This is a genomic window from Paenibacillus sp. J22P143, assembly GCF_059692035.1.
The window spans coordinates 190,185-208,065 of the sequence record NZ_JCAUAQ010000003.1; the positions used below are offsets into that span (position 1 = coordinate 190,185).

Consider the following 17,881-nt stretch of genomic DNA (forward strand, 5'->3'; position numbering starts at 1 on the left):
AGAGGTTTTTTTGTTGCAATTATTTGTTAAAGAAGTCGTAAATTCCTAAAAATGTACTGGATAACGTATCCTTACTGAGGCTGATACTTGATCGAATCCCCCTGGTCTCGAGTTCCGCCAGAAACGCAGGAACAAACAAGTGTCCACTCTTGGATATTTGACCGCCGATGACGATTCTGTCAGGAGCGTAAGCACGGATTGACGAAGCCAAGATGACACCCATGCGTCGGCCGAAAGCCTCGAACAGCCTTATCGCGCTCACATCCCCAGTTCCGGCCAATGCCGCGAAGTGATGTACGTCCTGATCCGCGTCTAACAACGCCATTTCTTTCGCCAACCGTAGGAAGCCTCTGCGGGAAATGTACTCGTCTGCAATGCCATTCTCGTATGGGAGCGAATACAGCCATCCGTTATCCGGTACGCCGTCGTGATGCTTAACGAGGCATCCGTTTTCCAAATAGCATGAACCAAGCCCTGTGCCGATCGTAAGGCAAATGACGCGTTTGGAGTCGCTTGCTTCCCCGTAGTTCGCTTCACCTAAGCCAAATAAAGCGGCGTCGTTCTCGAACTTGATACCGAACGTCGGAGCAAGACGCGAGCTCAACATCTCATTTGATCTTACGGCGTTTTCTAGCAGCTTGCCGACGGGAAGACCGTACAAAGCTTCGAATTTGTCGAGTCCCCGAATATGGCTTATTCCTTTTTCATAATCAAACGGTCCGGGAAAAGCAAGACCGATCCCCCCGAACGGCAACTCGTCTCGGCCCGTTTTAGCAACGAGATCCGCGGCAATTTCAGCGAAGTGATGTATGATTTCGTCTGTGCTTCGATCGGAATGAGCCGGATAGTGGGAGACAGTGTTCTCAACGATCATGCCTTCGATCACGGCAGCAGCTTTAATTTGCGTACCTCCGACATCAAGAGCAAGAATAATGGATGAATTCATGACTTTCGCGCCCCCCCTGCTAAGTCCTTACATAAGCTTTAATCGTGCCGAGTGTCTTGCCTTCGCTTGGCCCACTTGGCCGAATGATGTAGGCGGACACTGACGCCGGGATGACGAATGTCTCCGCATAGCGAACGATGAAGGGCTCGAATGCACCGCTCGGACTTTCGACTGTCGCTTCTTCGCCTTCGATCAAGTTCAACATGTGTACGCTGCCGTTCGCTTCGTGAAGGACCGGAGCCGAGAACCAATGACGGCGCGTCTCGATGAACTCGAGTTCATGCAGTCCCGTGCGTTCTTCCTTCCATCCCTCACTTTCTGCTACGGTTTCAACACGATTCACACATTGCGTGGTTGTCCACTCAGTTGCACGGTTCCATTGAATGACTTGGCTACCGTGTTCCACATGAACCGGACGCGGTTTCCCGTCCAAGCCCAGACGATCCCAATCCCATAGTTTAAATGTGAAAATGTAAGGCGTCGCGCTAATTTCGAGCACCATGCAGCCCGACCCTGAACAATGTATGGTACCCGCCGGAATAAGGAAGTGGTCGTGCTTCTTGGCTGGATAAACATTCACGTATTCTTCCGCAGGGAACGTAAATCCACCGCCTTGAGCCTTACGTAAATCATCAAGCAGCGCGTCCGATTCGATATTGTCTTTCAACCCAAGATAAACTTCCGCCCCTGGTACGGCATCGAGAATATAATAGCTTTCGTCCTGCGTGTACGGCATTCCGAATTTCTCGCGAATATACTCGGCCGTCGGATGTACCTGAAGGCTGAGGTGCTGCCCCCCGATCGTATCGAGAAAGTCGAAGCGAATCGGGAATTCCGCACCGAACCGGGCATACACTTTCTCACCGAGCAGATGAATGGATTGAAAAAAAACGAGATTGATTGCAGGAAGCTCTACTCTTACTTCGCCGAATTGAAAATAAAGGCTGTTCTCCTCCGGCACTCCGTCGAAGCCCCAAGCATAGGGATGGTCCCGCCTAGGCAGCTCGATGTTCGCTTCCAACCACTTTCCGCCCCATACGCCGGGGTCGAAGTAGGGAACAAGCCTGAACGGTTGGCTTGCCGTCTGCGCCAAGCCTGCGAATAACGCTTGCCGTGTGATCAACTTCGGTTCGTCTTTCACATTCGTATCCAAATAATAATCGACACGGCCCATCAGTGACTTTTTCAGACGATCCGCCATGCGCCACTCGAAGAAAAAACCTCGCTTATAGAGGCGCAAAATATCGGTCTCCACACGGTTCGTCCGCCAATTGGTATATTCTTTCGCACGGTACCGCAATTGAATTTCCCAACGGGCCAAGTCAGCATAGACGAGTACGTCACCTTCCGTGATCAGCGAAGCACCGAAACCGATTACGATCGTCATGCCGGAATCCGACTCCTCCAACTCAAGACGCAGCCTATCGATTTTATCCTTATCGTAAAACTCATCGATCACGAATGGCGACATGTAGCCAAATACCCGGTCGTCTGTCATATAGCGCTCGACGATACGGTCGACTTCCTTCGGCTCCATGGCCGCGTCTTCCGAACGGATAACCCTGCTTGGAAGAAGAGAAGCCGACAACCCCGAAATGATTTCATCTTGTCTGACGCCTGGGTAGCATTCCACGACGACGACCGCTTTGTGCTGCCCTTTGCCTTCTAGGGATTTCTTTATCGCAGCTCCTATCGCTGCATAACCCGACCAAACCTCATTGTCCCGATTATGGATACGGATTGACGGCTGTTTGTTGTAGTTTCCTCGCATAATTATTCGCAGCTCCTTTGTGTTGTTTTATCAAAATATATCACAAATTAACACAAATGAACATACATAATTTTAAGATAATACGACTAGATGAAGCTCAACGCCGCTGGCTTCGATCCATCGTTTATCCTCTTCTTGGATTCTAGAATCCGTAACGAAAACGTCAATATCGGCCAAACTCGCCACTGTCGAAAAGTAACGATTGCCAATTTTCGATGAGTCGAGCAGCATGACCACTTTTTTCGCCGAGCGGATCATGGCCTTTTTCACTTGTGTGTCCAGTAAGTTCGGATCGGTGAAGCCCTCCTCGTACGAGTAGCCTAATGCCGAAACAAAGAGTGTGTCCGCATGGTAGCTCGCGAAAAATTGTTCGGCCGTCGGACCAACGAAAGTTCCGGATACTTGCCTCAACATGCCACCGCAGCATTGGATCGATCGCGTGTCCGTAACGAGAGGACGAAATAAGCTAAGCGTATCCAAGCCGTTAGTAAGAATCGTTAATTGGGCGTAAGCGTCGAGCAGCTCAACCATGCGAGAGACAGTTGTCCCGTTCTCCAAAATGAGCACGTCCCCGTCTCTAACGAAGTGCTCGGCCGCATAAGCGGCCAACCTGGCCTTCACGTCGCGATTGCGCGCTTGTTTGGACGCCGCATCCGGCTCTTCGCTTACAATCGCATCATCGCAATAAATCGCGCCGCCATGGGAGCGTCGGACGCGGTTCTCTTCCTCCAGCGCGTTCAAGTCGCGTCTGATCGTCATTTCCGACACGTTGAACTGATCACTAAGCTCTTTCATGGTCGCGACCTTATGTTGCGACAAAAACTCTAATAACGCTTGCTTTCGTTGTAATGGTAGCATTTTTACACCTCGAACATTTTTTTACTCATTTTAACACAAACGATCAAATTATGAGAACAGAAAAAAAGCCTTACGATTTCGTGCAAGGCTTTCAATAGGATTATTCCCCACTATAAAGAATCCGGCCGGCTTCGAACTTAGACATCAATGAAACATCATGCTGGCTGCCGGTCTTTTGATTTAATTCTCGAATCATTTTCTTCTGGGTTTTGGTAGCCGATTGATTACGTATCAATGCATCTAGATTTTCATAAGCTACCTTTCGCACCAACGCTGGATCATCCTTCAATAAATCCAACATCATATACATGGCATCAATCGCCTGTTGCTCGCCATTTACCATATCATAACCGGAATCTGTGCTTAGCATGAACCGATCTACCAGAGAAAAAAGGAATGATAAGATTGGGATACTTCTTGTACGACGACCACGTAGTTTCATCATGGATGATCGACATAAATTTGGAGACCTCTCCGAATAAGACTACGCGATCTACACTGGAATTTCCCCATAACTCCAGCTTGTCAGAAATCCCAAGGACTGAACCATGATTGTCGGCATCAGCCAAGGGAAGCTGTCCGTATTCTTCTACCCAATCTGACCTGATTTTCTTCATTGAGATACTTGGTTCCGGAGTGGGATCAACGATCGGTATGGTGTTCTGTTCAAGAACTTGGGGAGATGTCTGAGGTGAGTTCCATATGCATCTGCTTGTAAGTAAGCTACTTCCTAGCAACACCAAGCAAACTAATCCAAGCTTCCAAGTTGGATATCCAGCCATTTTCAAAACAATCTCCCCTCTTTTAATTAATGATGATGCTGTCGGGCCATTTGCATGTCCAAGACGCGGCTTCTGGTGTCGGCGGGTCTATACTGTTTTAAAAACCCGTGGTCATATGTAAAAAATGCGTAAGCATCTTTATTGCCGATTTCAATGAAAGGCTTCCCCTCCTCCACAAAAAGGGATGAGTAAGAAGGTTCTTCGTTAGCCGTATCAGGGAATAGGCTATTATCCCATTGAAGAACTGTCGTTTCGAAACGATCATATTCTGCGACCCAACGATCGATCTCCACAGCAGGCGGCACCCAATCCGTCTGGTTACCGACCCATTCAGGGACACCGTCACTGTCGAGATCTATTGGAATGGTGGGATGTCTTTGAAAATCGACTACGTTCCATGAATCGGTTGTGTGATGATAGATCAGCAACACATTCAATGTACCCATAGTACCAATAGGGATTTCAATAACCGCGCCAGACACATCCCCAGTCAGGAAATTCAACGAATTGATCGAAGATTGGTTTTCATTAAAACCAATCAAGTCACCCAACTTCGATACCGAGTTCCTACCCTTGAGATACCCCATATATTTTGGGGAGGTATCACCAGTTTTATAAATTAGAATTTCCGCCTCAGAGCGAGGTAGCGCAAAGCTTTTGATAAGCTTCGCATCAGTAAGAGGAGTGCCTGACTCTAATGGTTGTCCCCAACTTTTGCCGAAGGGAATAACTGTCTTCTCAGGAAACAAGTCAGGTCTATAGACCAGTTGCTGGTCACTTTGTGGAGCGGTTGCTGTTGGTATATCGTTTGGATGAACCTGATCGTTATCGCAAGCGAGATTGCTAAACTTCTTTTCGTATGCCCCCTTCAAACTCAACTAGGAATTTATATCATAAGTTTACAAATGTTTCAATGCCTTTAGCCAACCTAATAAGCATGAGAAAAAGCCTGTGTTTCAGCCGTACAAACCTGACTGTAGGACAACACCTCATGCCATAGCTTGCCAATATCCCAGGAATCCCAATCCAACCCATAGTTACCTCGCGATTTCGTAGATGGTGGCGCACAGCCTCCGGCGTAGAAATAAGTTTTGACGAACGGAGTCAGGACAAACTATAATTGAATATGTTAAAGGCGCTCGCCTTGACGACGGTTTAAGTCATTTTTCCCGTCCTCCGTTTCGCTTACGTTGGCGAGTGTAACATTAAAGGGATCCTCCGGTTAATCCGGGAGATCCCTTCTTTTTCTTTTTTCTCCCTTTAATGTTCACTATTCTTATACTCGCTTGGAGAGAATCCCGTATATTTTTTAAAACATTACCCAACGCTCAGTGCAATGTATGGTTTCACCCCAAAAACAGGTAAGAACACATTCACTAGGTTTATTTTGAAACCCCTTTATATTTTAATTGTAGGACAGAAGGACAGCAGGGAGAATCAAATATCATTATCAGAATGTTTAAGATCATTAACAGATCTTTACGTAAACCTCAAAACATTCTTTTCAAATAGAATAAATCCCATTAATTGGTACAACAAAATTGGCGATCAAAAAAAGTAAAAGCCCTACGATATCTCGTAGAGCTTTTATCGAATATTCATTTCAATGATCCAACTTCTTACACCTTTTCTGTATACTACACACACAGTTTCGCGAACAGTACCTATGTATGGTTAAGCTACATCCCCTTACCATGCTTTACTCTCTCCGCAAGCAACGCAAGATCATGCCCCTTTAATGCACCTTCCATCAATTCCGGGAGCTTCTCGGGAGAACATCCAAAACAAGGGATACCGGATTGAGCCAGCTTTTTGGCAACTGCATCGTCATAAGAGGGCACGCCCTGATCAGATAAAGCGAGTAAGCAGATCGTCTTCACGCCAGCCTGATGCATGTCGACAAGCCTTTGAATCATCTCAGTCCGATTGCCGCCTTCATATAAGTCTGAGACCAAGATGAATAGCGTTTTCTTCGGCTCCGTGATAAAAGGCTCGCAGTAAGCGATCGATTTGTTAATATCTGTTCCACCGCCAAGCTGAATGCCAAACAGCATATCAACGGGATCTTCTGCACACTGCTCACTTAAATCAACGACCTCGGTGTCAAAAGCAACTACTCGTGTGTCCAGAGCCGGCATACTGGCGAAAATAGAACCAATAATGGACGCGTAAATGACGGAACCCGCCATCGAGCCGCTTTGGTCAATATCTAGGATAACCGTCCACTCTTTGCTGCGGCGTGCTCGGTCAAAGAAGTAGACTTTCTCAGGCAACAGGAGACCTCGCTCCTTGTCATAGTGCTTGAGATTTTTGCGGATGGTTGTGTTCCAGTCCAGTCCCGTGGACGACGGCAGCAGTGAATGCTGCCTGCGATTCAAGGCACCAGTCACAGCTCGGCGCAAATCCTGCGAAAGCCGCTGCATGATTTCATCTACAACAGCCTTCACTAATTGTCTTGCTGTTTCTTTCGTTTTTTCCGGTATTTTTCCTTTGAGCGCCATTAACGTAGCAACCATTTGGATGTCCGGTTTCACTTGGGAAAGAAGCTCCGGTTCGAAGAGCAGCTGTTTCAAGCCTTTGCGCTCAATGGCATCGGACTGAATGACGGAGACCACGTCCGGCGGGAAAAAGGTGCGGATATCGCCCAGCCATTTGGCAAGCTTCGGGGACGAAGGCCCAAGCCCCGCTTTGCGGGAGCCACCTACGTTCGATCCATCATCAACACTACTACCGGATGTCTCATCATAGATCGCGGCAAGCGCCTCATCCATGAGTCTTGACTCGTCGTCAAGCATGCCGTCTCCACCAAAAGACTGCAGCTTCTCTTCAGAAGCTGCACCCAGAATTAATCGCCAACGCTTTAATTGTTCTTGATCTATCATTGTCATAAGCTACAAATCCCCAAAATCAAAATCACCCAGATCATCCAGCTTCTCCTTCTCTTCCTCAGTTAACGGCTGCTGCAAAGCAGTTCCAGCACGATCTTCGCCAACACCCCAAATATCGCCCATCATCTCGGCCACAGATGCTTTCTCCCTCGGTTCGAATGAACCGAAAGCTCGGCGCAGAAACACAAGGGAACGTTGGAATGCCTCTTTATCCAGCGATCCGATATATCTATCAAGTTGCTGCCACAACGATACCCTAGACAGCAGCGCGTATCGGTTGCGCATCGACATGCCTTCGAACCATCCCGCTCCCAGATCAACGGGAATCCCTGGTGACAGGCGACGCGAAACTTCCGTCGCAACACGCTCAACCGGTATTTCATTTCGTTCAAGCAATATTGCGAAAGCGAAGCCCGACAGTTTGGCATTTCGATCATCACGCGAAGCTAGCTCTTGCAGTTTATTCAACCATAAACCATCGTCTACCGTTTCAAAATGGTCTTGGGCAATGGTGTGCAGCGATTGAATCGCTCGAACCATACCCTGAGCGGCGTCATCGTTGCAGCCCGCGCTGTCTACGAGGAGCAGCGTTCCGCGCAGGAACAACTGCTGGAGCAGCGGAACAAGGGGATCCGTTTCGATTCGGCGCAGCGATCCATAACGGATCAATACCGACAGCTCATAGGCTGCGCCAGCGACTTGCTCGAAGTTGCCGGCATCCACCGCAAGCCCTTGCAGCGTGGATTTGGCTTGCTCCATCAGCTCGGTCAATGCGCAATCGCAGGCTGCCCGAATGATGCGCGAAGCTTCCGCGATATCGCTGCAAACGTCGAGCCGCTCCTTCAGTACAAAAGCCGCCGCAAGCTCGATCGTCCCCCCCTTCAAGGTCGACTCCACCGCTTGGATCTCAGCTTCTGGCGTCCACCGCAGCACCCAATTCTCCGCCCATGATGCGGAGTCTTGATGCACACTTTGCTTCTTGGCAAAGTTAATGCCCAGTAGTTCCAGTCGGTGTAAGAGAACAGACCGCTTCAAATCCAGAAACGCAGCTTCCTCCGACTTCACTCTGCGGTTTTCACGTAGATCCAACTCTAAGGTTGCAGCAACCGTAGATTTGAATTTCTCCAACTTGAGCCGCTTGAGTTCTCTATTCAAATCATCTTGAATTGGCGTCTGGCTGACTCCTTCTGGCAATCTGCCGATGGCTGTGCCCACATCAGTCCTTGCCAAAGCTTCCGCGATTGTCGAAAGCTCCCCATGACCAAGACATACCATGGCTGCGTCCCGAAGGTCTTTCCACGTAGGATGATGACCGTCGTGTAAAGCAGCAAGCGCCTCTGACAGCCTCACACCTTCGATGAGCGAAGCTGTGGATCTATAAGTGCCATGCTCCCTAAGATAGGCAGCGACCTGAGAAAAGTACAAGGAAGGAAGCCTGCCCAAGTCACCTTTTTGGAGGCACTGCCAGAACAATTCGAAATAAGCAGGTGCCTGATTCCCTGCCCCATAGCCCGAGTGTGAAGACAGCTTGTAGTACGAATAAGGCATCAGCGTAAGCTTGGTTGTTGTCTTGGGCAGCCCCTTCATTTCTTCGTCCGTCATCAACGGAAAACGGAAATCTAAGGCAGAGGCATGATGCGCGCCGGTTACGACTACAATTTTCTCTGGAGCGTGCCCAGCTTCAATCGTATCCTGAATTTTGCGCCGCATGTAAGCTTCCCGAATCTCATTGTAAGCCGCTTCTTGTGGCGCAAATTGCCACTCTTGCTGCACGTTCAGCTCCCGCATTTGAGCCGAGAATTGATAAATGCCATGGCGGTAGGCGTCTTTTTGTAAATTATGTTCAAAATGCCGTTCCCAGTAAGCTTCGTAATCCGGCTCTTCCGACAATTCAGCAAGCTGCTGATACAGTGTCCTCTGTCCAAGGACATAAGTCTGAAAATCGTCGTCCTCAGTCTGATTGCTCTCGCCCTCTGTAGTAGATAACCTATGAGCATGCCTTTGCTCGTATAGAGCCAAGGCATGTTCGGAGGGCAGATCGATAAATGCAGCCTGTGCACCGTTGCGGCTAGCCCATTGAAACGCCTGATATTCTGGCGAATAACTAGCATACGGGTACAGTAAGGTCCTTACGGGCAGTTGATCCGTATACGCTAAAATAGCAATTGGCGGGACAACGCCATGAGAGGTTAGTTCAGCTATAAAACCGCTTGCGTCGCTAGGTCCTTCAACGAGCACTGCCGTAGGCTTCACTTCATCTAAGAAAGCAAGCAGGTGGAAAGCACCTGCAGGAGATAAGTGCCGTATACCGAAAACATGAAACCCCTGACTGCGATCTAGTTGTTCATCTCCGAGCACGCGAAGTACAGATTTCTCCATGTCGATCCCCGCTTTTTCATGACATTTTCTAGATATTCCTTCCATACGAGGCGGTCCTTCTCTTCGTCTTTCACAATAGCTCCCTGCAGTCCGGCGGCTATATCTTCTTCACTAATCTGTCCGCTCCCAAAGCTTCCTGCAAGCGCCATACTACCCGTTAACAGCGAGATGGCTTCAGCTGTCGAAATCACGCCACTTGGCCCTTTCACCTTCTCTTTGCCGTCGAGTGTCATCCCGCTGCGCAACTCGCGAAAAATCGTTACAACCTTCCGCACCGCCTCCTCCTCTGGGAGCGACGCTCTTAACTCATAGCTCGTCGAAATCTCTCTAACACGTTTGCGAACAATCTCTACTTCCGTCTCAATATCGGATGGGGATGGAAGCACAATAATGTTAAAGCGCCGCTTCAAGGCGGCTGACATCTCGTTTACTCCACGGTCGCGCGTGTTCGCTGTTGCAATAATAGAGAATCCCCGTGCGGCGAACACTTCTCTACCCAGTTCCGGGATCGAGATCGTCTTCTCTGACAGGATGGAGATTAAGGCGTCCTGTACTTCGGATGCGCAGCGTGAAATCTCTTCAAATCTGGCGATCCCACCTGTTTCCATCGCGCGGAATATCGGGCTTTTAATAATGGCTTGATCTGAGGGCCCTTGCGCCAGCAGCATGGCATAATTCCAAGAATAACGAATATGCTCCTCGCTCGTCCCTGCCGTTCCTTGAATGACCTTGCCAGAATCCCCGTGGATCGCAGCTGTTAGATTTTCCGAAAGCCAAGACTTAGCCGTTCCTGGTTCCCCAATCAGCATGAGAGCTCGGTCTGTCAACAGCGTAGCTATGGCCATTTCTACCAGCCGCTTGTTGCCAATGTATTTCGGGGTAATTGCGACCCCTTTTGCATTCCCACCAATCAGAAACGTCAGGACCGCCTTCGGAGAAAGCTGCCACCCGGCTGGCTTCACATCCTGATCCAATTTTTTCAATGCTTCTAACTCTTCTATGTATAACCGTTCGGAGGGCAATCTTACGACATCTTGCTTTTGATCCATTCCCATAATCCCTGTCCCTTCTCTTCGTTATCTGACGGTTCGGTTTGTTCCGGCTTCGCAGCTATCGTTTCTGCGATTTCTACAAGTCGATTTTTCATTGACTCGTTTGAGACATTTTGCGCAAAAAGCTGCATCCTCTCCGTATAGGATCGCGGTAATAATGTCAGGAGCACATGTTGCGTATGATTTAAATAATAAAGCTGTTTCTTGCCTTTCTCCAATATGTCCATTAGAAGCTCAGGGGTTTCCTTGTACCCAATACGGAATAAGGCAAGAAGGCAATGAATCGTTCTACTGTTGAAAAAATCAGGCTTTTGCAAGCATGCTTCTGCCAAGTAAGAAGCGATTTGTGAATCCATTTCTTTCGCAAGTCTGCAAACGAGCTCCGTTTCATCCAATTTCACAAACAAGTGCACCCACCTGGGATCCCATTCCTGATGCTCGACCTCAATCTGGGCGGAAGTATCGTACATTTGATGCTCCAAGGAAGGAAACAGATTACGCAAGACGCGCAATAAATCCTTAGTCGCCGTCTGCCTTTTATCCTTAAGATCATGGCAAAAGCGTTCGTAGACGTCTTCTGGAGGAAGAATCTTGATGGCCGCTCTAAAGCTGTATGCAATCAATTTGCGATTGTACAACTCATGTAAAGTAAGGGCAAAACGGTCTGCCTTAGGCAGATCTAATTGCAATAGAAGTTCAGCTGAAGTCTCCTGTACGGCTTCCGTTTCTGGAACAATAAAACTAGGCGTTGACAGCAATTTCTCTAGGAAATCTACGACTTCCGGTACTCTCTTGCCTTGTAAGCTGCGGATGTCCGCCAACAATTGTTGTGCGGAATTTTCCACGTCTGTACGTTGAATGATTCGCTCCAACACACTTTCCGCATGCCCGATGACACGGAGCGTCAAATCATTGGCCTTGCATAATTGAATGGGCTCTATCGCAAGATCCCGATCCTTCGAACCCAGAGCCTTGTACAGACGAACGATGGCTTGCTCCGTTCCAAGTCGAGATAAGGCGAATAAGGCGGCTCTGCGTATCTCTTTTTTCTTATCATCAGCTTGCTCTAGAATAAAATCCTCTTGCTCCGGATAATCGCCCAGAAGCTCAATCGCCGTGGAGCGGACCTCCGTTGAACCCTGTTTGGCAGCTTGAAGAAGGAGATCTAAGGCAGATAGGGCAAGCAAATCATGGATAAGTTCCAATCTGCGGGCGTCACCTTTCCCGCCATCCAGCTTAAATTGCTGCCGAAGCGCAGGGAGAGCCTCCATTCCGAGTGCGGGCAGCACCTTTCGATGAAGATAATCGGGTATTTCTACATAACTATCGTCTAGCGCGGAAACAGCAGCAGGTATGACGCGGAAATCATGAAAAAGGCCATCGTCGTACCCTTGACGAATCTGCTCCATTCGGCCCTGACCTTTTTGCGTCAATGCCTCAATAAGCGGATGCAGCTTGCGGTAAGTTATTGACGTCGAAAGCTTCACTTCCGTCCCTTCCACCGGTACGAGTTCCTCTTTCGTCTCCGTTTTCCCTTGCGTGTACAGCACGGAATTCAAGAGGGTTCCTAACTCTAAAAGTCTGCTCGCTGAACCACTCTTTTCTGCCTCAAGAACTTGACTAACCGCCTGAGCCATTCGGTTAAACACCGGCGCTGACTCGCCAAGCTTCTGAAGTTGGGGAAGCATTTTTTGCAAACGTAAATCGCCCGTCGCCATGCCACTACCTGCTATAAATAAGCGCCGCACCTCGTGCTGCAGCTCAAACAATAGATCTATACTCATGAGTTCGTCTCCTAATTTTATTCGTCAATAGAGCAAGCGAACGACTTCATTGGTCGTTACGATGCTTAACGGCTGCGCCTCAAGCCTGTTATGCTTCCAATTGTGTTCGAACATAACCAGAATCGCCTGATTCTGTAAGAATGCCTTATTTAACATAGGCAGCAAATGAGTCGAAGGCTCGCTGAGATATGGAATGTCTGCAAGTGGAAGCTGCTTACCTTGTTCATCTACTAGCACAAAGGAAGTTTCCGTCTTCTTGATTTCAGCAAATTGCAGCAGTATGACAGGGCACTTGTCCGAAAGTGGATTTTTAATCTGATTCTTCACTTGTTTAATGATTTCTGGGAATGACTTGTGAGCTGATGAACGGATTTTCTGAAAATCTTGTGAGTCGGCTTCGCGGAATGTCGCTTCTTCCCAACGCACTCTCGTGTTAAGCTCCCCGGGGTATTGTGCAAGTTCTTTCGCTTCGACGACCTGAAAGACAGAATCTTCTTCACGTATGTATTTCGCTGCACGGAATGGCCGATACGTTCTTGTGAAGTGGAGCTGTCCGCTTTGTAAGTCCGACCAGTACCCTTCATCTATGAATTCGCCTCTCGCCTGATCCGTGTAGGATCGGAACGACAACTGCAATAATTCCGAGGGCTCGCTGCGAACCCGACCATGCTCCCTCAGTTCTGCGATTTGCCAGGCGTGCCCAATCCATTCTTCCAACGTTGATTCCGTATCCATAGGATGATCTGGATTTTCAAATCTACTGCCCAGGTACTCTCCGCTTTTCTTGATCAATGCTTGCAACGTGGTAAGCTGCTCAATCACGTTTGTATACACGGTCTCCTGGTCTTCCTGTGCTCGTAACTGAAGCGTCAAATCGCGAAGTGCCGTTTGGACCCCCGGGATATAATAGTTGCCGAGCTGTTTGGCCTGCTCTTCAGCGGTTTGCAGCGCCTTTTTGTCCAGGCTTCCTAGTCCTGACTGTACAAGCTGCAAGACAAGCTTCTCAGCAATGCTGATCCCTTCCAGCTGTGCAGCTATTTTCTTTATTAAAGCTGACTTGTTCGTCTTTCGCTTAACAACTGGAGCATCTGGGTCGACAGGTTCTTTCTTCTTTTCCTCCCGCTTCTCAGCCTTTTCCCTTTTATCCACGATATCTTGTGGCAGGGGTGCAGTGATGAATGTCTTGCCTGACGTATAGGCATACATCAAACCTAGATTGTGTTTGCACGGAAACTGGCGGCTCGGGCATGAACAGCGGAATACGGGATTCCCCTCTTTCGCCACATCGACCGAACATTGATACGGGTCCTTTCCACTACCTTTACACTCCCCAAAAATAATCGTCCCGTCCTCCGACTGACAGAGCAGCGGAAAACTATTTTTCTTCACCAAATCCTTGCCGTTCTTGATCGCACCGCTATTTAGCGCCAAACTATCTACATACGACTCCGTTAAATAATTCATCATATACCCCTCATAACTTGGTTATATAAACAGTTTCCACACCATGCCTAATTTTCCTTTTTCATGGGTATGGAATTTCCTCCGCAAATAGAACGAGGGATAAGAAAAACAAAAAAGAGGAACCCCCCTATGACTATTCGTACCACCTACACGACTAGGAGGTTGAAGCCATAGAGGAAATCCTCACATACTAAATGAACGCAATCCAAAAAAATCCTTTGTTGTTTGTGCAGTTGAATCAGCAACTTCCCGGGCAGTTATACCAAGGCATTTAGCAACTGTCTCTGCAATGTGTGGAAGAAAAACAGGCTCATTCCGGCCATCCTGCGGCTTTACGGGCAAATCCCGCGGTGTAAGAAATGGGGCATCTGTTTCTAGCATTAAACGATCAAGCGGTACATTCTTCACAAGTTCACGCAGGTGCTTGCCTCTACGATCATCGCAGATCCAGCCTGTGATTCCGATATAAAATCCTAGCTGTAGATAAACCCGAAGCTCTTGCAGTGATCCCGTAAAGCAATGGACAACAGCCTTATTGATTGAACCGACATACGGCTTCATGATTCGAACGAAATCGTAATGAGCTTCTCGCTCATGCAGGAAAAGCGGCATTTGCAGCTCGCAGGCAAGCTGAATCTGTTCCTCAAACCATTTCCGCTGTACATCGCGAGGTGAAAAATCACGGTTATAGTCCAGTCCACATTCACCAATGGCAACCACTTGAGGCAGCTTCGCCAATTGACGCAGCTTATTAATCGTATGCTCCTTGCAATTGCGCGTGTCGTGCGGATGTATCCCTGCCGTTGCAAATAATTTCCTAGGAAATTTACCTGCATATTGCGACGCTTCTTCGCTGCTTCTTATGCTTGTGCCAGTCAAGAGGAGTGGGGTCACTCCTGCTGCAAGCGCCCTTGCAACCACCTCGTCACGGTCTTGATCAAAAGAGCGATGCATTAAATTAACACCAATATCGATAAGTTGATTAGTCATCGTGCTGCCCCTCCTCTGCATGCTCATAGATGCGGCAGAATTCGGCAGGAACTGCGTCTGCAAGCCATACTTCATTGCCCGCGTAGTAGAAGACTACTCCAGCTTGAGAAGCTTTCTCTGTATCTATGGCTAAAATAATTAATTCCCCTCTTCGTTTACCAGCAAGAGTTGCAAAATGAAGTCCTTCGGACAAATGGACATATTGACGCCGCATGGGACGTAACCCCTGCTTTACAATCAAAGGGGCAGCCTGCACATTTGTGCCATGGTAGAGCACGTTAGGAGGTTTTGCAGCTGGATAATTAACTTTATCATGGCTATGTCCATATCGAGCTCGGATTCGATCGCCGATAATCTCAAAGCGCTGCTTTTCACAGCGCGCTACAACTTCTTTAATATCGCTTACTCTAATCTCTGACCATTTCGTCTGTACACGAATGACTTCTATCAAATCTGCAACCGCACAAGAACCATCAATAGGATCTAGCCTCAGTCCGAATTCTTCTGGCGAATGCCGAAGTATTTTACTCATAATCTTACTTAATTTTGTTTGTTTGTTTTCTTGTAACATCTCAATCACGTCCTAAAATTAAATTCATATTTAATATCACACCAAAAAGCCAACCCTCACATCCGTATCCTCTTTCATCCATGACATCGTCTGCCCTTTATGCAGATCTGACTTCATCGATTTCACCAGCTTTTCGATGTCCACGCTTAGCTCATAATGCCACTGAAGTGCAGCAGATACATACAATTCATTTAACTGAGAAAAAGTAAACCCTTCTGTTTGCTTCGCCGTTACGAGAATCAACGCTTCGCTCAGAAGCTTCCCTATCCCCTTTTGCTCCAAATAGATCTGTCTCAGCTCTAGGTCTGGAAGCTTGATTTCATAAGCACGGTCGAATCTCCCTGCCCGGTTCATAAGTGCCGGATCAATTTGCTCCGGATAATTCGTTGTCCCAATGAGGAATATACCTTCCTTGGAAGTCGCACCATCCAAAATGTTTAAAAAGTACGACCTTGCCCGCTGGGGCATCGCATCGATATCTTCAATCACAAGAATCATTGGCGCCATTTTAGCCGCAGCTTGAAACGCCTCTTGAATAGATTCGCTACCGGTGTTCTCCGTTATTTGCCAATAAGCAACAGGGGCTTTTACGCTGCCTGCAATCGATTTGACGAGCGTTGTTTTTCCATTTCCAGGCTTCCCATAGAGCAGGATGCCTCTTTTATACGGAAGCTCATATTCTTTGAAAAAGGCACGATCCTCAGCAAAAAACTGATCGAAAGAGCGATAAATATCTGTCTTCACTTCGCCCTTCATGATGACTTCTGAACAGTCAACCATACGTGTTATAGGAGCCAGTTCTTTTTCCATTCCATGAGGTCCATCCGTGAAAACGGTCACTTGTCGAAGGTTTAAATCCCTACGCCGCTGCCGAGCGTGTTCTAGAAAACGCAATAGACTCGCATCATCCACAGCAAAAACAAAATCCTCTACTCCGACGCCATCCTTACGCTTTGTACAAGTTTCATTTAGCACCTTTTACTGCCGCCATAGGCTTACATTTAGCAACAACTTCAGCCAACCCCGCTCCGACGACACTTTCAATAATTTGATCAACATCTTTGTAAGCTTGAGGCGATTCATCTAGAATCGACTCTAACGACCTTTGGTTTACGACAATTTCCTCATCCGTACCCACTCGCATGGAAGAGGCAAATTCATTCAGCGTTATCAATCTTTTCGTCGCACTTCGTGAACGAATTCTCCCTGCTCCATGACAAATGGAGTGAAAGTTGGCTTTGCCACCCGGTGCTCCTACCATAATGTAGGAAGCTGTCCCCATTGAACCCGGAATCAGCGCAGGGTGACCGGTATGTTGATAAGGCTGCGGATTGCTTGGATGGCCTGCCGGAAGCGACCTCGTCGCCCCTTTGCGATGAACAAAATAGGACTGCCCTTCATGCTTTTCCTCCCACGCATAGTTATGCATAAGATCGTACAACGTGGTCATTTCAAACTTCGAGCCAAACACATCTTTACCAGCCTCACGAATGGCATAGGCAATTAGATGGCGATTTACAACAGCATAATTGAGCGCTGAATACATCAGATTTACATAAGTCTGAGCTGCCGAATGTTCTAAAGGTGCAAATAACAGCTTAGGATCGGCCGTTCCTAATCCGTTCATCCGCATCACCTTTAACATGTCACTGTTGCAATATTGACTCACAGAGCCACCCCATGCACGCGAGCCCGAGTGAATCATAATAACCACTTGACCATCAAATAGTCCCCAGGCCTCAGCCACCTCCCGGTTCTCTTCTGCAATTTCTATCGACTGAATCTCCGCAAAATGGTTCCCATTCCCAAGCGTCCCAAGCTGACGATGTGACCGATGCCAAACATTACTCGGAAATCGATTCAATGCATTTTCATCCAATGTAAATTTACTGCTCTCGACATGCGTAAGCGATGTCGCCTTTCGAGGCGTATAACCGTCGGGAATATATTTCTTTGGAAGTCCATGCAGTCCTTTGGTGACGATGTGTTCCAATCGGATGTCTGAGAAATGTCCACGCGCGTGATCTTCAACGGGTAAATACTTCTCGATCGTCTTCACCAGCTTGCGGCGCAGCTTCACATTCTTCAGTTCATCCTTATGCAAATTCGTCATATGCACGCGCATTCCACAGCCAATATCGCTGCCGACAATCGACGGTGATACATATCCGTTATGCGCATTCCATACTGCTGTCGTGCCGATACAAGTACCTACACCGACATGCACGTCAGGCGTATAGCCCATATAGACTTGATTTGGAATCTGCAAATTGTTGTTGGCCATCTGAAATACTTGATAATCTAAAGCTTTAAACAACTCAGGTCCTGCGTATACATGAACGACTCCCGATGGGAGCTGGACCTCTTGATAATAATTTTCTTTCATTCACTTTGTT

At 47.9% G+C, this 17,881-nt stretch carries 15 protein-coding genes; all 15 read right to left on the reverse strand.

The genetic code is table 11. From position 1 onward, the window contains the following. Positions 1 to 19: 19 nt before the first annotated feature. The 15 genes from AC58PQ_RS07985 to AC58PQ_RS08055 all read right to left on the reverse strand — a co-directional run bounded on the left by AC58PQ_RS07985 (position 20) and on the right by AC58PQ_RS08055 (position 17,871). Entirely contained in the window at positions 20 to 946 is a 927-nt protein-coding gene (locus AC58PQ_RS07985) for an ROK family protein (RefSeq protein ID WP_497241435.1), read from the reverse strand. A gap of 19 nt (positions 947 to 965) precedes the next feature. Continuing rightward, positions 966 to 2,717, reverse strand: coding sequence for a class I mannose-6-phosphate isomerase (locus tag AC58PQ_RS07990; protein WP_497241436.1), 1,752 nt, complete (start codon positions 2,715 to 2,717; stop codon positions 966 to 968). A 72-nt stretch (positions 2,718 to 2,789) separates the two neighbouring features. Then, on the reverse strand, positions 2,790 to 3,575 hold the full coding sequence (locus AC58PQ_RS07995; RefSeq protein WP_497241437.1) for a DeoR/GlpR family DNA-binding transcription regulator: 786 nt from the start codon (positions 3,573 to 3,575) through the stop codon (positions 2,790 to 2,792). Between the two features lie 100 nt (positions 3,576 to 3,675). Beyond that, complete coding sequence (locus tag AC58PQ_RS08000) at positions 3,676 to 3,945, reverse strand: hypothetical protein (protein ID WP_497241438.1); 270 nt, start codon at positions 3,943 to 3,945, stop codon at positions 3,676 to 3,678. After that, entirely contained in the window at positions 3,920 to 4,363 is a 444-nt protein-coding gene (locus AC58PQ_RS08005; RefSeq protein ID WP_497241439.1) for a hypothetical protein, read from the reverse strand. Before AC58PQ_RS08005 ends, AC58PQ_RS08000 begins: the two co-directional genes overlap by 26 nt. A gap of 20 nt (positions 4,364 to 4,383) precedes the next feature. Beyond that, positions 4,384 to 5,235: a hypothetical protein gene (locus tag AC58PQ_RS08010; RefSeq protein ID WP_497241440.1), complete on the reverse strand. Its 852-nt coding sequence runs from the start codon at positions 5,233 to 5,235 to the stop codon at positions 4,384 to 4,386. Positions 5,236 to 6,036: 801 nt separating this feature from the next. Next, on the reverse strand, positions 6,037 to 7,245 hold the full coding sequence (locus AC58PQ_RS08015) for a VWA domain-containing protein (RefSeq protein WP_497241441.1): 1,209 nt from the start codon (positions 7,243 to 7,245) through the stop codon (positions 6,037 to 6,039). Positions 7,246 to 7,248: 3 nt separating this feature from the next. After that, positions 7,249 to 9,624 carry a DUF5682 family protein gene (locus AC58PQ_RS08020; protein ID WP_497241442.1) on the reverse strand — a complete coding sequence of 792 codons (2,376 nt, stop codon included), beginning with the start codon at positions 9,622 to 9,624 and terminating at the stop codon, positions 7,249 to 7,251. Then, on the reverse strand, positions 9,582 to 10,673 hold the full coding sequence (locus AC58PQ_RS08025) for an ATP-binding protein (RefSeq protein WP_497241640.1): 1,092 nt from the start codon (positions 10,671 to 10,673) through the stop codon (positions 9,582 to 9,584). Before AC58PQ_RS08025 ends, AC58PQ_RS08020 begins: the two co-directional genes overlap by 43 nt. Continuing rightward, complete coding sequence (locus AC58PQ_RS08030; protein WP_497241443.1) at positions 10,649 to 12,460, reverse strand: HEAT repeat domain-containing protein; 1,812 nt, start codon at positions 12,458 to 12,460, stop codon at positions 10,649 to 10,651. Before AC58PQ_RS08030 ends, AC58PQ_RS08025 begins: the two co-directional genes overlap by 25 nt. Before the next feature lie 24 nt (positions 12,461 to 12,484). After that, entirely contained in the window at positions 12,485 to 13,927 is a 1,443-nt protein-coding gene (locus AC58PQ_RS08035) for an SWIM zinc finger family protein (protein ID WP_497241444.1), read from the reverse strand. Between the two features lie 180 nt (positions 13,928 to 14,107). After that, positions 14,108 to 14,914 carry a TatD family hydrolase gene (locus tag AC58PQ_RS08040; RefSeq protein ID WP_497241445.1) on the reverse strand — a complete coding sequence of 269 codons (807 nt, stop codon included), beginning with the start codon at positions 14,912 to 14,914 and terminating at the stop codon, positions 14,108 to 14,110. Next, positions 14,907 to 15,485 carry an RNA 2'-phosphotransferase gene (locus AC58PQ_RS08045; RefSeq protein ID WP_497241446.1) on the reverse strand — a complete coding sequence of 193 codons (579 nt, stop codon included), beginning with the start codon at positions 15,483 to 15,485 and terminating at the stop codon, positions 14,907 to 14,909. The genes AC58PQ_RS08040 and AC58PQ_RS08045 overlap by 8 nt, the downstream gene beginning before the upstream one ends. A gap of 36 nt (positions 15,486 to 15,521) precedes the next feature. Beyond that, positions 15,522 to 16,460, reverse strand: coding sequence for an ATP-binding protein (locus tag AC58PQ_RS08050; RefSeq protein WP_497241447.1), 939 nt, complete (start codon positions 16,458 to 16,460; stop codon positions 15,522 to 15,524). After that, positions 16,450 to 17,871, reverse strand: a complete 1,422-nt coding sequence (locus AC58PQ_RS08055; protein ID WP_497241448.1) for an RtcB family protein — start codon at positions 17,869 to 17,871, stop codon at positions 16,450 to 16,452. Before AC58PQ_RS08055 ends, AC58PQ_RS08050 begins: the two co-directional genes overlap by 11 nt. Positions 17,872 to 17,881: the final 10 nt, after the last annotated feature.

Bases quoted from the DNA above. Each gene is read 5' to 3' on its own strand.
- AC58PQ_RS08015 (WP_497241441.1), bottom strand. From the start codon at position 7,245: ATGACAATGATAGATCAAGAACAATTAAAGCGTTGGCGATTAATTCTG.
- AC58PQ_RS08020 (WP_497241442.1), bottom strand. From the start codon at position 9,624: ATGGAGAAATCTGTACTTCGCGTGCTCGGAGATGAACAACTAGATCGC.
- AC58PQ_RS07990 (WP_497241436.1), bottom strand. From the start codon at position 2,717: ATGCGAGGAAACTACAACAAACAGCCGTCAATCCGTATCCATAATCGG.
- AC58PQ_RS08025 (WP_497241640.1), bottom strand. From the start codon at position 10,673: ATGGATCAAAAGCAAGATGTCGTAAGATTGCCCTCCGAACGGTTATAC.
- AC58PQ_RS08000 (WP_497241438.1), bottom strand. From the start codon at position 3,945: ATGCTAAGCACAGATTCCGGTTATGATATGGTAAATGGCGAGCAACAG.
- AC58PQ_RS08045 (WP_497241446.1), bottom strand. From the start codon at position 15,485: ATGTTACAAGAAAACAAACAAACAAAATTAAGTAAGATTATGAGTAAA.
- AC58PQ_RS08030 (WP_497241443.1), bottom strand. From the start codon at position 12,460: ATGAGTATAGATCTATTGTTTGAGCTGCAGCACGAGGTGCGGCGCTTA.
- AC58PQ_RS07995 (WP_497241437.1), bottom strand. From the start codon at position 3,575: ATGCTACCATTACAACGAAAGCAAGCGTTATTAGAGTTTTTGTCGCAA.
- AC58PQ_RS08040 (WP_497241445.1), bottom strand. From the start codon at position 14,914: ATGACTAATCAACTTATCGATATTGGTGTTAATTTAATGCATCGCTCT.
- AC58PQ_RS07985 (WP_497241435.1), bottom strand. From the start codon at position 946: ATGAATTCATCCATTATTCTTGCTCTTGATGTCGGAGGTACGCAAATT.
- AC58PQ_RS08035 (WP_497241444.1), bottom strand. From the start codon at position 13,927: ATGATGAATTATTTAACGGAGTCGTATGTAGATAGTTTGGCGCTAAAT.
- AC58PQ_RS08055 (WP_497241448.1), bottom strand. From the start codon at position 17,871: ATGAAAGAAAATTATTATCAAGAGGTCCAGCTCCCATCGGGAGTCGTT.